12 protein-coding genes are annotated in these 13598 nt (G+C 70.6%); 5 read left to right on the forward strand and 7 right to left on the reverse strand.

Features of this window, described 5'->3' with window-relative positions; all coding sequences use genetic code 11:
- Positions 1 to 39: 39 nt before the first annotated feature.
- Positions 40 to 1008, reverse strand: coding sequence for an NADPH:quinone oxidoreductase family protein (locus C7S10_RS04860; protein ID WP_108343198.1), 969 nt, complete (start codon positions 1006 to 1008; stop codon positions 40 to 42).
- Between the two features lie 74 nt (positions 1009 to 1082).
- On the opposite strand from C7S10_RS04860, the gene C7S10_RS04865 reads away from it, so the two are divergent.
- A complete protein-coding gene (locus C7S10_RS04865; protein ID WP_108343199.1) occupies positions 1083 to 2402 on the forward strand; it encodes an MFS transporter in 1320 nt (439 codons plus the stop codon).
- A 52-nt stretch (positions 2403 to 2454) separates the two neighbouring features.
- On the forward strand, positions 2455 to 3525 hold the full coding sequence (locus tag C7S10_RS04870; RefSeq protein WP_108343200.1) for an acyltransferase family protein: 1071 nt from the start codon (positions 2455 to 2457) through the stop codon (positions 3523 to 3525).
- Here C7S10_RS04870 and C7S10_RS04875 read toward each other — a convergent pair.
- Together C7S10_RS04875 and C7S10_RS04880 are read right to left on the reverse strand one after the other, a co-directional pair.
- Entirely contained in the window at positions 3509 to 4738 is a 1230-nt protein-coding gene (locus C7S10_RS04875; RefSeq protein WP_108343201.1) for a M15 family metallopeptidase, read from the reverse strand. The genes C7S10_RS04870 and C7S10_RS04875 overlap by 17 nt on opposite strands.
- Entirely contained in the window at positions 4735 to 5553 is an 819-nt protein-coding gene (locus C7S10_RS04880) for a glycoside hydrolase family 16 protein (protein WP_133176428.1), read from the reverse strand. Before C7S10_RS04880 ends, C7S10_RS04875 begins: the two co-directional genes overlap by 4 nt.
- A gap of 367 nt (positions 5554 to 5920) precedes the next feature.
- Between C7S10_RS04880 and C7S10_RS04885 the strand changes: the two genes are divergently transcribed.
- From C7S10_RS04885 to C7S10_RS04895, 3 genes are read left to right on the forward strand one after another with little or no spacing between them, the layout of a single operon-like run.
- Positions 5921 to 7072: a DegT/DnrJ/EryC1/StrS family aminotransferase gene (locus C7S10_RS04885; protein ID WP_108343203.1), complete on the forward strand. Its 1152-nt coding sequence runs from the start codon at positions 5921 to 5923 to the stop codon at positions 7070 to 7072.
- 2 nt (positions 7073 to 7074) lie between these two features.
- Positions 7075 to 7665 carry a sugar transferase gene (locus C7S10_RS04890; RefSeq protein WP_108343204.1) on the forward strand — a complete coding sequence of 197 codons (591 nt, stop codon included), beginning with the start codon at positions 7075 to 7077 and terminating at the stop codon, positions 7663 to 7665.
- Positions 7662 to 8897: a glycosyltransferase family 4 protein gene (locus C7S10_RS04895; RefSeq protein ID WP_108343205.1), complete on the forward strand. Its 1236-nt coding sequence runs from the start codon at positions 7662 to 7664 to the stop codon at positions 8895 to 8897. Before C7S10_RS04890 ends, C7S10_RS04895 begins: the two co-directional genes overlap by 4 nt.
- A gap of 12 nt (positions 8898 to 8909) precedes the next feature.
- Here C7S10_RS04895 and C7S10_RS04900 read toward each other — a convergent pair whose 3' ends face one another.
- Genes C7S10_RS04900 through C7S10_RS04915 form a run of 4 tightly spaced genes read right to left on the reverse strand, consistent with a single transcriptional unit; the run spans position 8910 to position 13562 of the window.
- Positions 8910 to 9989 carry a hypothetical protein gene (locus tag C7S10_RS04900; protein ID WP_133176429.1) on the reverse strand — a complete coding sequence of 360 codons (1080 nt, stop codon included), beginning with the start codon at positions 9987 to 9989 and terminating at the stop codon, positions 8910 to 8912.
- The gene (locus tag C7S10_RS04905) at positions 9986 to 11416 is read right to left on the reverse strand and encodes a hypothetical protein (protein WP_108343207.1); all 1431 of its coding nucleotides are present in this window, start codon (positions 11414 to 11416) and stop codon (positions 9986 to 9988) included. The genes C7S10_RS04900 and C7S10_RS04905 overlap by 4 nt, the downstream gene beginning before the upstream one ends.
- Complete coding sequence (locus C7S10_RS04910; protein WP_108343208.1) at positions 11413 to 12648, reverse strand: glycosyltransferase; 1236 nt, start codon at positions 12646 to 12648, stop codon at positions 11413 to 11415. The genes C7S10_RS04905 and C7S10_RS04910 overlap by 4 nt, the downstream gene beginning before the upstream one ends.
- Entirely contained in the window at positions 12645 to 13562 is a 918-nt protein-coding gene (locus C7S10_RS04915) for an NAD-dependent epimerase/dehydratase family protein (protein WP_341476729.1), read from the reverse strand. Before C7S10_RS04915 ends, C7S10_RS04910 begins: the two co-directional genes overlap by 4 nt.
- Positions 13563 to 13598 lie beyond the last annotated feature (36 nt).

Below are 13598 nucleotides of genomic sequence, written 5' to 3' on the forward strand. Positions count from 1 at the left end.
CATATCCGCCGGGCGTACGGCGGTCGCCTGCGTTCGCCGTCAGCGGATCCTGACGACCGACTTGCCCAGCGTCCGGCGCTCGTCCATGTCGGTGAGCGCCCGCCCGAAGCCGTCCATGTCGTACGTCGCACCGATCGGCGGCCTCACGACGCCGGCCTCGATCATGGGCAGGAGCTCGCGCCACTGCTGCTGCATGAAGTCCTGCCGCGTCATCGCGTAGGCGCCCCACCCGACGCCCCGCACGTCGATGTTGTTGAGCAGCAGCCGGTTGACCTTGACCTCGGGGATGCCCTGGCCGGCGGTGAAGCCGACGACGAGCAGCCGCCCGTTCTCGGCGAGGCTGCGCAGCGAGTCGGTGAACAGGTCGCCGCCCACGACGTCGAGGACGATGTCGACGCCCCGGCCGCCGGTGAGCTCCTTGACGGCGTCCTTGAAGCCGTCCACGAGCACCGCCTCGTCGGCGCCGGCGGCACGGGCGACCGCCGCCTTCTCCTCGGTGCTGACGACGGCGATGGTGCGTGCGCCGTACCCCTTCGCGACCTGGATCGTCGCCGTCCCGACGCCGCCGGCGGCGCCGTGGACGAGCACGGTGTCGCCCTCGCGGATGCCGCCGCGGTCCTTGAGCGCGAACTGCGCGGTGAGGTAGTTCATCGGCAGCGCGGCGCCCTCGTCAAAGGTCAGGGCGTCGGGCAGCGGGAAGGTCCAGGCCTTCGGGGAGGCGACCCGCTCGGCTGCGTTGCCCCAGCCCGCGACACCGGCGACGCGCTGGCCGGTCGCGAGCTCGCTGCTGCCCGGGTCGAGGACGACGCCCGCGAAGTCGACACCGAGGTTGAAAGGCGGCTCCGGCTTCATCTGGTACTCCCCGCGGCTCAGCAGCAGGTCGGGGAACGACACCCCGACGCTGTGCACCTCGACGAGCACGTCGTCGGCGCCGGGCGTCGGCTCGGGGACGTCGTTGACCTTCAGGTCGTCGGGTCCGGTGGTCGTCTCGACTTGTACGGCGCGCATGGCCCCGAGGCTAGCGGGATGCCCCGCTCCCACATGCCTCGCCCGTTGTCGGTGCTCCCCGGCACAATGCAGACATGGGAGACCCGATCACCGACCAGGTGCAGGACACCGTCGGCGACCAGGTCGTCGGGCGCCGCCTCCCCCGCGCGCTGACGCCGTTCCGCACCCCGGCCTACCGCTGGCTCGCGGTGGCCCTGTCCGCCAGCTCGTTCGCGAGCGGCGTGTGGATCGTGGCGCTGGTGTGGGAGGTGATCCGCCTCGGCGGCGGTCCCGGCCAGCTCTCGACCGTGATGACCGCCAGCGCCGTCGGCGTGCTGGTCCCGGCCCTCCTCGCCGGCGTCGTGGCCGACCGCGTCCCGCAGAAGCTGATCCTGCTCGTGGTCGCGCTGGTCGAGCTCGTGGCGATGACCCTGGTCGCCTTCCTGTCCAGCGCCGACCTGAACGCGGTGTGGATCCTGGCCTGTGTCACCTTCGTGACCGGCATGGGCATGGCGTTCTACTACCCCGCCTACTCCGCGTGGCTGCCCGCCCTGATCCCCGAGTCCGACCTGCAGGCCGTCAACGGGTTCGAGGGGATGGTGCGCCCGACGATCGGCCAGGCGATCGGTCCGGCCGTCGCCGGCGCGGTGGTCGGCGCCGCCTCGCCCGGAGCGGCGTTCACGGTCGCCGCCGTCTCCTCGGCCGTCGGGCTGGTGGTGCTCGCGCGGGTCCCGCAGACCCCCATCCGCCGTACCCTCGACGACGCCCACGCCCGGCACCCGGTCCGCTCGGCGGTCGCCGACATGCGCGAGGGCTTCTCCTACATGATCCGCACCCCGTGGCTGCTCGCGACGCTGCTGTTCGCGTCGCTGATGATCCTGGTGATGATGGGCCCGCTCGAGGTGCTGATCCCGTTCCTGATCAAGGACCGGCTCGGCGGCGGGCCCGACGACCACTCCTACGTCCTGGCCGCCTTCGGCATCGGCGGTGCGCTCGGCTCGCTGCTCGTCGCGTCGATCCGGATGCCGCGTCGCTACCTCACCTGGATGAACCTCGGGTGGGGCGTCGGGTGCCTGCCCTTCCTCGTGATCGCGCTCGCGGACCGCATCTGGGTCGTGGTCGTCGCGGCCGGGGTGATGGGGGCGCTGTTCTCGGCGCCGATGGTCATCTGGGGCACGCTGCTCCAGCGCCGGGTGCCGCCCGCGCTGCTCGGGCGGGTGGCGAGCCTCGACTTCTTCGTCAGCGTCTCGCTGATGCCGGTGTCGATGGCGCTGGCCGGCCCGGTCGCCGACGCGATCGGCCTGCGCAACACCTTCTACATCGCCGGCGCGGTGCCGCTCGTCGTCGCGGTCGTCGCGACGCTGTGGGCGCGGCTGCCCGCCGACGAGATCGCGCACCCGCTGCGCGACGAGTGACGCACGACCGCCGCGTGCCGTGTCGGCCGTGCGTCGACTAGGGTCGCGAGCTGTGCCCAGCAGCTACATCCGCGGTTTCGATGCGCTGCGAGGAGTCTCGATCCTGCTGGTGATGTCGATGCACCTGGGGATCACCACCGCAGTCCTCGGCGAGTCGTCCCCGGCCCTCGACCTGGTGAGCGGTTCGGCCGGGGTCAACGTGTTCTTCGTCCTCAGCGGATACCTGATCACGTCGCTCCTGTTGCGCGAGCGGACCCGGACCGGTCGCATCTCTCTACGCGGCTTCTACCTCCGCAGGGTCCTCAGACTCGCGCCGCCGCTCGTCGTGCTCTACACCGCCGTGCTCGGGCTCATGCTCGCCGGTGCACTGCCCCGAGACATCCTCGGCCTCGGCATGTCGGTCGCGTGGCTGTACAACTTTGTGCCGTGGACCCACTATCAGCCTGAGCTGGCCCACACGTGGTCCTTGGCCGTCGAGGAGCAGTTCTACGCCCTCTGGCCGGCGGTCGTCGTCTTCCTCGGCACGCGCGTGCGGTGGCTCCAGGCGGTGTGTGCCGCGGTCATCGGCTGCTGCCTCGCCGTCCCAGCGTTGTGGACGGTGGGTCTGCAGGGGTCCTTCGCGGTCGAAAGATTCTTCATCCCGGGCTGCCTCCCGATCATGGTCGGCTGTGCCACCGCACTCCTGATGACCTCCTCGCAGGCCATCGCCGTGGTGGACCGGCTCGGATGGCGGCTCGTCGCACCGGCCGGCTTGTTGTACGTCGCTCGGCTCGCCGTGGGGGATCCACCGCCGGGCATCGTAAGTGCCACGCAGGCCGTGTCGGTGGCTGTTCTGCTGGCGGTGATTGTCCGGCGTCAGGACTCGGCGATCACCCGCGCGCTCGAGATCGCGCCGCTCCGCTGGCTGGGACGAATCTCCTACGGCCTCTACGTCTACCAAGGTCTGTTCCTGCGCAACGGTCCCGGCGGTGAGCTCTGGTTCCAGCAGCCGGGGGCGAACATCGTCCTGACCTTCGCTGTCGCGATCGCGTCCTACGTGCTGCTTGAGCGACCCGTGCTGCGACTCAAGGACAAGTGGCGGACCGATGGGCGGCGCGCATTCGCCATCACCCCGGGCGCTTGATCGCGTTCATCTCGAAGTGCATGGGGTCGGTGTAGCCCCAGTCGCCGCCCCACGCGAAGCCCCACTTCTTGAAGATCGCGACCACGGCGCGGTTCATCTCGCCCACGGTGCCGCGCTGGTTGCCCGGGACGTTGAGGTCGAGGGCGATGCCGAACGAGTGCAACGAGAGCTGCTGGGTGCCGGCGATGTAGCGCGGGTAGTAGCAGCCGGCGTACTCCCCCGGGTGGATCTCCTGGGCCAGGTTGCCGGTGGACTGGATCTCCAACAGTGCGGCGCGCAGCTGGGGGAAGACCACCCGGTGGCAGGTGACGTTGCCCAGGATCGGCACCTGCTCGGTGCGGATGTTGGCCGCCACCCACGACTGCTCCGGAGCGATCCGCCCGCCGCCGAGCACGGTGTAGCGGAACGTGCCGACGGCCGACGCGACCGACCCGCCGGTCAGCACCGCGGTCTGCTGGGCGCCGGGATCGAGGTCGGGGCCGAGGATGGAGACCGACGTGTCGTCGCCGACGATCTCCTGCAGGTCCTTCAGCACCGCACGCGGGGAGTTGATGCCGGTGTTGACAAGCATCGCGTTGTCGCTGGGGATGCCGATGTCCTCGCCCCACTTCTCGTTGACGACGGCGTCGATCTGCGGCACCTGCGGGGCGTAGGCACCGATGTGCAGCGAGGGGGCGTCGTCGTCGTTGCCGAGCTTGACGTAGCCCTGCTTGTCCTGCACCTGCCGGGCCAGCCCCTTCGCCAGCGCGACCTCGCCGCCGGCGACCCGGTCCCACTGCTCCTGCAGCTCCGCCGAGGCGGCGACCGTGAAGTTCCTGTACGTCGACGCGTCGACCGCGCCGATGCTGATGACCCTGTTCTCGATGCCGACGTTGCCGAGCGAGAGCACCAAGGAGCGCTGGACGCTCTTCAGCCCCTCGATCCGCTCCACCACGTCCGGGTCGAGCGCCTCCTCGGCCTTGATCATCAGGTCGGCGTAGACCAGCGCCCCCTCGCGCGGGCCGGGCGGGTCGACGGCGTGCTCGGAGTCGGCTGCAGCGGGCCCGTCGCTCGAGGCCGTCGTCGGGCTGCCGCTCGGGGAGCCGGTCGAAGGCGGCGTGGCAGACGAGGAAGACGGGGCGCTTGGGGCCGCCGGCGACTCGCCCCCGCACGCGGCCGTCGCGAACAGCAGGGCGGCGCACACCAGCGCGACCTGGGGTGACCGGGCTTTCATGACGGCGCCCAGACCCGGAACCAGTCGACGTCCATTGCTCGGTCCGCGGCGTCCGTCGGAAGCGCGCGACGCGGCGCAAGCATCGCGAGTCCGACCGTCATGGGAGGCAGGATCGTGGCTGCCTTCACCGTCCGCACCTCGTTCCCGTCGATCAGGAAGGTGTACCCGTCCGGCATCCAGCGGACGGCGTAGACATGGAACTGTCCGTCGTTGACCCCGAGGTCGGTCGGGACAACGCGCCGCGACGACCGGATCACCCCGTCGACCGATGTGTGCACATCAGTGTCGAACCGTGGATGTGCCTCAGTCCCGGCCGTGCCTCCGATCAGCACGCCCTCGTGGTTGTCGTCGATGAGCCAAGGAAGGCCCGGGTCTCCCGGTTGCAGCCAGAACTGCCCGGTGACGTCGCGGTTGCGCGGAAACCTGATGCGCGCAGCCGTCGTGCCGTAGCCGAGTTGGCCGCGATAGATCAGATGACCGTTGAGGCGCGCCGGCAGACCGGTGGTCCGACACATTCGGTCCGGGTCCTCCTCGACCGTCAGGGTCATCACCCCGTCGGCCTCGACGACCTGGTCCTGGTCGCTGGTGGAGCAGGTCGGCCCCTCGTCCGGTTGGTCGACCTTCAGCCACAGCTCGCTGACCAAGCCGTCGTCGAACTCCTCCGAGAGCCATAGGGCGGGCCCGGCCAGCGTCGGGTTGAGCTCGGTGACGGACCTGGCGCCGTCAATAAGGGTGACGATTCGGCTGTAGGCCGCTTCGGGCGACACCAGCCTGACCTCGCCCTTGTCGTCTGTGGGCCCCTCGTCCTCGACCACCCACCGACCCTCGGCCCAGACCTCGAGGCGCACGGCCTGCCCGGCCGAGGCGTCCGGCACCTCCACGTCCACCCAGTAGCCGGCCGCGCCGGCCGCCTCCGCGTTCGGACCGGGCTCGATCAACTGCGGCTCCGCCCGCACGACCAGACCGGTGTCGGCCGGACCCGGATCGGCCGCAGGTGGCGCCGACCACCGAGGAGCCGTCCACGCCGTCAGCAGCAGCGCGCCGGTGAGGACCGGCGCAAGCACGATCCTGGCGTCGATGCGTGGCACGGCGCCATTGTCTCCGAGCCCCGACCTCGATTCCAACCGGGCGCGGGCGCGGCAGTACAGTGCGAGGCGGTCGCATCAACGGGGAAGGAACGTCATGGAAACCATCCCATTCGCGCGCCCCGACGTGGGCGCCGCCGAGGCCGCCGCCGTCAGTGACGCGATCCTGTCCGGCTGGGTCACCACCGGACGGATCAGTGCCGAGTTCGAGCAGGCCTTCGCCGAGCGCGTGGGCGCGGCGCACGCCGTCGCGGTCAACAGCGCCACCGCCGGGCTCCACCTCGCCCTCGAGGCCGCCGGCATCGGTCCGGGCGACGAGGTGCTCGTCCCCACCTGGACCTTCACCGCCTCGGCGGAGGTCGTGCGCTACCTCGGCGCCGACCCGGTGCTGGTCGACGTCGACCCCGACACCCTGGCCCTCGACCTGTCCGCCGCGAAGTCCAAGGTCACCGACCGCACCCGCGGCGTGATCCCGGTCCACTTCGCGGGCCTGCCGATGGACCCTCGCGCGCTCGCCGCCTTCGCGGCCGAGCACGACCTCGCGGTCGTCGAGGACGCCGCGCACGCGTTCCCGGCATCGCACTCGGGCCAGACGGTCGGCGCCGGCACCTCCGCCGCGACGGTCTTCAGCTTCTACGCCACCAAGACCATGACCACCGGCGAGGGCGGGATGGTCACCACCGACGACGAGGACCTCGCCCGGCGGGTGCGGGTCATGCGCCTGCACGGGATCGACCGCGACGTCCTCGACCGCTACACGCGGGTGGGCGCGTCCTGGCAGTACGACGTCGTGGCGCCCGGTTTCAAGTACAACATGACCGACGTCGCCGCCGCGATGGGACTCGTGCAGCTCGGCCGCGCCGAGTCGATGAAGCAGCGCCGCGCCGACATCGCCGCGCGCTACGACGCCGCGTTCGCCGACCTCCCGGTCCGGCTGCCGGCCGCTGCGGGCGAGGGCGTGGAGCACGCGTGGCACCTGTACTCGATGCGGCTGCTCGACGAGGCCCCCGTGGACCGCGACACCTTCGTCCAGCTGATGCAGGAGCAGGGCGTCGCGTGCAGCGTGCACTTCATCCCGCTGCACCTGATGACCTACTGGCGCGAGCGCCACGACCTGAGCCCGGAGGACTTCCCCGTCGCCAGCGACGCCATCACCCGGGTCGTCAGCCTCCCCATCTCCTCGGCCCTCACCGACGACCAGGTCGAACGGGTCGTCGCCGCCGTGCGCTCGGCGCTCAAGGCGACCTGATCGTGCTCAAGCGCGGCATCGACGTCCTCGGATCGGTCGTGGGCTCCGTCCTGCTCTCGCCGGTCCTGGTCGCGATCGCGGCCCTGATCCGCCTGCGCGAGGGCGCGCCCGTGTTCTTCCGGCAGGAGCGAGTGGGCCTGGACGGCCGGACCTTCCGGATCCTCAAGTTCCGCACCATGCGCGTCAGCCGACCGGGTGCCCCCGAGGTCACCGTGGCCGGTGACGACCGCGTCACCGACATCGGCCGGGTGCTGCGCCGCACCAAGCTCGACGAGCTGCCGCAGCTCCTCAACGTGGTCCGCGGCGAGATGAGCCTCGTCGGGCCGCGTCCCGAGGTCGCGCAGTACGTCGCCGACTGGCCCGACGACGTGCGTCGGGTCGTGCTCTCGGTCCGGCCCGGCATCACCGACCCCGCCTCGCTCGAGCACTTCGACGAGGAGGCCGTGCTGGCGACGTACGACGACCCGATCGAGGCCTACCGGACGATCGTGACGCCGAGGAAGCTCGAGATGTACCAGCGCTACGTGGCGACCCAGTCGCTCGTCGGCGACCTGCGCATCATCATCGCAACCGTGAGGAGGGCGTTCACGTGACGCCGCCGGCATCGACGAGGCCGCTGAAGGTGTGGCTCGTCAACCACTACGCCATCCCCGAGAGCGCGCCCGGCATCACCCGCCACGCGACCCTCGCCCGGCTGATGGACGAGCGCAGCGACGTCGAGACGGTGATCGTCTCCGGCCGGGGCCACTACTGGAACGTCGCCGAGGCCCGCGACGAGAAGGCCGACCGGTTCGAGTCCGTGCCCGTGGACGTGGCGCCCGCCAACGGCATTCGCCGCGTCCTCAACATGCTCCACTTCGCGCTGCGAGTCGTCACGAAGGGCCTGCGCACCCCGCGCCGCAAGCGGCCCGACGTCGTCCTCGCTTCCAGCCCGCACCTCTTCGGGGCGGTGGCCGGCTGGATGGTCGCCCGCTGGTTCCGCGTCCCGTTCGCCCTCGAGGTGCGCGACCTGTGGCCGATGTCGCTGGTCGAGCTCCTCGGCCTGAAGGGCTGGCACCCGCTCGTCGCGGTGATGAAGGTGATGGAGCGGTTCGTCTACCGCGCCGCCGACGTCGTCTTCCTCGTGCTGCCCGGCAGCGGCACGCACGTGCAGCGGGTCGCGGGCCGCACTGTGCGGCTCGCCACGGTCCCCAACGGCGTCGACGTCTCCACCCTCCCAGAGCCGGGGACCCCGGCGTCGGTGACCACCGGCGGCCCGGTGAGCGTGGTCTACGCCGGCGCGCACGGCGTCCCCAACGCCCTCGACACCATGCTCGACGCATGGACCATCATCGAGCGGCGACCGGACGCCCCGGCGATGACGCTGCGGCTGATCGGCGACGGCAAGGAGAAGGACAACCTCCGCGCGCTGGTGGACGAGCGTGGCCTGACCACCGTCACCTTCGAGGACCCGGTGCCGAAGCCGCAGGTGCGTGAGCGCATGCGCGACGCCGACATCCTGATCATGACGTGGCGCGACTCGCCGCTCTACGCCAACGGCATCAGCCCCAACAAGCTCTACGACTACATGGCCGCCGCGCGCCCCGTGATGATCGCGGTCGACACCCCGATCAACCCGGTCGCCGAGGCCGACGGCGGGGTGTCCGTGCCGCCGGAGGACCCGGCCGCCCTGGCGGAGGGGCTGCTCCGGCTCGCCGCCACCTCGCCGGAGGAGCGGGCACGCCTGGGCCGCAACGGTGCCGCCTACGTCCACGAGCACCACGACCTGGCCAAGGTCGCCGACCGGATGGCGCAGGAGCTGCGGACCGCGGTGGGGCGCGGGTGAGCAGTGCTCCTGTCAGCGGACCTTCGTTGCGTCGCGGGTGACAGCGATCACGCCGGCGAAGGGTCCGTCTGCCACCGAGAAGGCCCGGTGAGCCAGGTCCAGGTCCGACCGCTTGTCCTGGCCGAGGCGTACGACGAGCACAACAGGTCCACGGAGGGCCGCTGAGCCGGCGGAGCGAGCGAAGGGCTCGCCCAGCTCGACCTCGCTGGTCGCCTCGCCCACGATGGACTCACGCAGGTCGTCGGCCGGGCGCGCGCCGACGGGGATCAGGGTGACCGGTCCCCGCGCCGACAGCCGGTCGATGACCTGACCCACCCCCCAGTTGCCGTGAGCGCGGGAGATCTCGGAGATCAGGGTTCCGGCGCCCGTGACCCCGTCGATGTCGTCGCGGTAGCGGAGACGACGCGTCGACAACCCGCTCATCGCGACGACGCCCGCAGCCAGCAGCCCGAACGCCAAGGCGAGGAGTGCGGCCGTCGCGCCCCGGTTGCTGCTCGACGAGAGCTGCCGGACCTCCGGCGTGGGTGCCGTCTTCCCAGCGATCTCGGTCAGCGACTCCCGCTCGACACGCAGCTCCGCCAGCGTGCTGGCGTTCTCAGGGCCATTCGGCTGGCCCGCACCAGTGGAACCGTCAAGCGCGGCGATGCCGGCATCGACCGAGGCCAGCCTGCGGTCGGCCAGCTCGGCGACGAACGACTGGTACAACTCCGAGAGCTCTGCGGCGAAGGCCTGTGTGCTTTCACGCGCGGCATCGATCGTCGGCGCCGTGGCCCGGACCGAGACCGACGTCTTGTCGACTGCCATGGTGGCAACGAGAGCGGCGCCCTCCACTGCGTCACCCAAGGACTTGGCAGTGGCCTCGGACTGCAGCTGCGACACCATCGACTCCACCGGTGGAACTGTGCTCGGTCCAGTCGCATTCACCTGCACGAGCGGCGTGGCGACGACCGACTCGAATGTCGCGGAGTCCTCCCCGCCAGCCGTGGCGAGAGCGAGGGCACCACCGACGATGGCAGCGGCCACGGGTACCCACCAACGGCGGCGGAGGGCATCCAGACCTCGTGTGATGTCTGTGGTTGCATGGGGGCTCATACGTAATGCTCCTGATGACCGGTGTGCGGGGGTTCGAGCGTGGCATCGAGTGGATCAGTGTCAGGGGGTGCCGGCGATCGCGAGCCCGCCCAGCAGGCCGCCAGGCACACCAGCCCCGGGAGCAGGACCAGCTCCACCACGACCGCGCGCAGCGACTCCGGTCCGCTGCGCAGAACGATAACGGGTAGACCGGCTGCCGGCAGCACGGCCGCGGGGAGGGCGAAGGCCGATCTGACCAGCCCACGCGCCGCGAGGGCCAGTCGCTGCAGCACCGCGAGCACCAGCCCGAAGGACAGTCCTGCGACCGGGACACCGAGGGGGCCCAGGCGCATCCACCAGGCCGCCACGTAATGGACGGTGAACACCTGATCGGCAGGAGCATCGACAAGCGTGGCGTAAGCCTGGTAGCTGTTGGCGGCGAACGGGTCGCGCACCAGGTCCTGCGACCGGATCACCCCGTAGAGCGACATGTGGCTCGCGATCTTCTCCGAACTCCCGGCGACCTGCTCCACGATGGCTCGCGGCTGGGTCACGCTGGTCTCCAGAGCCTGGACCACGGCGCCCGGACTCGAGAGATCGCCACCTCGCGAGTTCCCGATCGCCCCGAGCGCCAGCAGACCTAGGAGGGCAAGCAGCAGGAACCGAGCCGCTTGCGGGCGCCGTTCGACACGAGTGCTGGGGAGATAGCGCCACCTCAACCACCCCGTCCCGACTGCGCCCATGATGACCAGCGGGACGGCTCTGTTGCCGAGCAGGGCGTTCTCGGCCATCACCTCCAGGAAGAGCGCAGCATAGGCCAGCCAGAGGAATCGACGCGCCGTCGGGCGATAGCGCTGGCGGCCGGCCACGAAGCCCAGCCAGAGCGCCAGGCCGGCGGCCAGTGAGTAGGAGGTGGTCACGTTGAGGTACTGGTAGATGCGCAGCTCGCCGCCCAGCGAGCCCTGGACCGTCCGGGTCGCGGTATACAGGCTCGCGCCGCCGCTGCCGGCGACCAGGATCCCCACGATGAGCACCTTCAAGGCGGTGAACACGCTCAGGATCGCAACCAGCACGGGGTGCGCGAACCGGCCGCTGAGCCGCTGCCACGTGCCGAGCGCCTCGGGATCCCGACCAGCCGGCTTGGCGAGCAGCAGGACGGTGAGCGCGGCGATCGTCAGGAATCCCGCGTAGGACAGCAGGGTGAGCGCGTAGTCCCCGTCGACCAGGATCGGGTACAGCCGGTCCTCCATGTACGTGAAGGTGGTCCCCCCCGCCACGCGCTTGCTGGGCAGGATGGACAGGGCGCCGACCAGCGACCAGTACGCACCCAGGGCCAGGACGATCACCATCGCCGGGCTACGAGTCACCCGGAACACCGCGGAGCACAGCAGCACGTAGGCGAGCAAGAACGCCACGGTGCCCACCATCAGGACGTCAGCGAGGATCACGACGCCCCGGATGTCTGGGCGACGCCGGTGAGAGTGGCCATCGTTTCCGCGGTCGCCTCCCGATCGAACTCCCTCGAGACCCTCTCGGCGGCCCTGGCGCACACCGCCTCGGTCTCGTCCGTATCCTGCGTGGCGTCCGCGATCGCGGTCGCGAGAGCGGCAGCGTCGCGGTCCTGGACCAGCCACCCGCACCCGGTCGTGACCAAGGTCGGGATCGAACCGGTGCGCGTCGAGATGACAGGCGCTCCATTGGCCATCGCCTCGATGAGGACGACGGGTATGCCCTCTTCCTGTCCGTCATCCGCCTTGATGCTGGGCAGGACGACGACCGGTCGCCGGCGCCCCAGGAAGGCGCGCAGCTCGTCAAGCGGGACGATGCCGTGCAGGACGACGCGGCCGCCGAGGTCATGACGTTCGATGGCGGCCTCGATGCGACCGCGCTCGGGACCGTCCCCGAACAGGTGGACCTGCAAGTCCTGCCCCGCCGCCACACGAGCCGCGACGGCTTCGAGCAGGAGCAGGTGACCCTTCTTCTCGACGAATGCGCCGGGGCAGCAGATCAGGTCAGAACCCAGCGGGTTGGCTTCCCACGTCGACCGCTCCGGAACGGCGACGCCGGTACGGACCAACGGCACCGGGCAGGCCGGGCGGGTCGAGGAGGCAACCTTCTCCGCCATCTGCCGTGCGCCCAGCTCGTCGGCCACGCGCAGGAAGGCCGCAGACTCGATCTTCTGGGCCATGGCGTTGTCTGCATCGATGTCCCAGCGAAAACCGGTGGCACTCCAGGGGAGCCCCATGATGTCGCCACAGATCATCGCCATCGTGGCCGGGTGCGCGAACCAGTAGCCGTGAACGTGGGTGACCTCACGAGACCGTGCGATGTCAGCGAGCCAGAGCGCCTTCGGCACGGTCGAGAGGTTGGCGACGAAGTTGCGCAGACTCCCGGAGCCAGCCAGAGCCCGCACGACCACCCGGATGCTGCGTCCGGGTCGCCGAAGGAGAGTCCGCACCGCCCCCCGGACGACCGTCAACGAGACCACGGGCTCAGCCAGGACGCGATCGGCCAGTCCGCTGTCGACGGACGCCGGATTGGGACCTGCGGTCTGGGTGCGCGCCGGGACGACGATCAGGTCAACGCCCCGACGCATCATCGTCTCGAGCTCGTCCTGGACGAAGGCTTCCTCGGTCGTCGAGTACGGAACTCGGCCCGTGATGGCGAGCAGCGTGTTCACCGGGCCGAGGTCCCGATTCCGGCGGTGCGCAGCGACGCCACCACCTCGCGAACGCCGGCATCGAAGTCTTCGGTGGGCGCCCAGCCCGTGAGATCCATGAACGGCGCGTCGTCCAGCTGGACTGACATGGGATCGACACCCGACGCGGGCCGGTGCTCCACGATCGCCGTGAGACCGGTCGCCTCCTCCAGAGCCGCGATGACGTCGCGGATGCTCACCGACTGCGGACCACCCAGGTCGAAGGTCCCGCGGGCGCCACCCTCGAGCGCTGCCGTGACCGCCCGCGCCAGGTCACGCACGTGCAGGTAGTCACGCACCGCGGTGTCGTCGCCGAGGATCCTGATCGGTTCGCCCGCCAGGATCGCGGCCGCGAACACGGTGACCGCCCCGAGCCCGGCGCTGGGATTCTGCCCCGGGCCGTAGACGGCGGAGGGCCGGATGGTCGTCAACGCGTAGCCGAACATGCTCGCGTGGGACTCCGCTATCCCCTCGGAGACGGCCTTGGCCCAGCCGTAGGCTGGCGGAGCGCCCGAGCTCTGGCGGATGGCGGTGAGCCCGCCCCCGGAGCTCAACAGCACGACCTTGCGCACCCGTGCGATACCGCACGCGAGCATGGTGTTCGTGGTCGGGACCACCGAGTCGCGGATCTGACCGGCGTAGTTTCGAACAGCACTTCGCGGATGCCCAGACCAGGCGGCGTGGACCACAGCGTCCACCCCGAGTCTCTCGAGGCCCGCCGCGAGGGCGTTGGGGTCGCTCAGGTCGTCGCGGATGTGGTCCGGATCGTCGGATGACTGGCGGTCGATCGGCACGACACGGTGCCCGTCGTGGGTCAGCTGCTCGCGCACGTGGCGTCCGATGAACCCCGCGGCACCGGTCACTGCCACCGTGAGCTGCGATTCAGTCACGAGCACAAGTCTTTCCCCCGAATCCGTGGCGCCGTACCCGTA

It is taken from the genome of Nocardioides currus (genome assembly GCF_003057875.1).
Taxonomy (GTDB): domain Bacteria; phylum Actinomycetota; class Actinomycetes; order Propionibacteriales; family Nocardioidaceae; genus Nocardioides; species Nocardioides currus.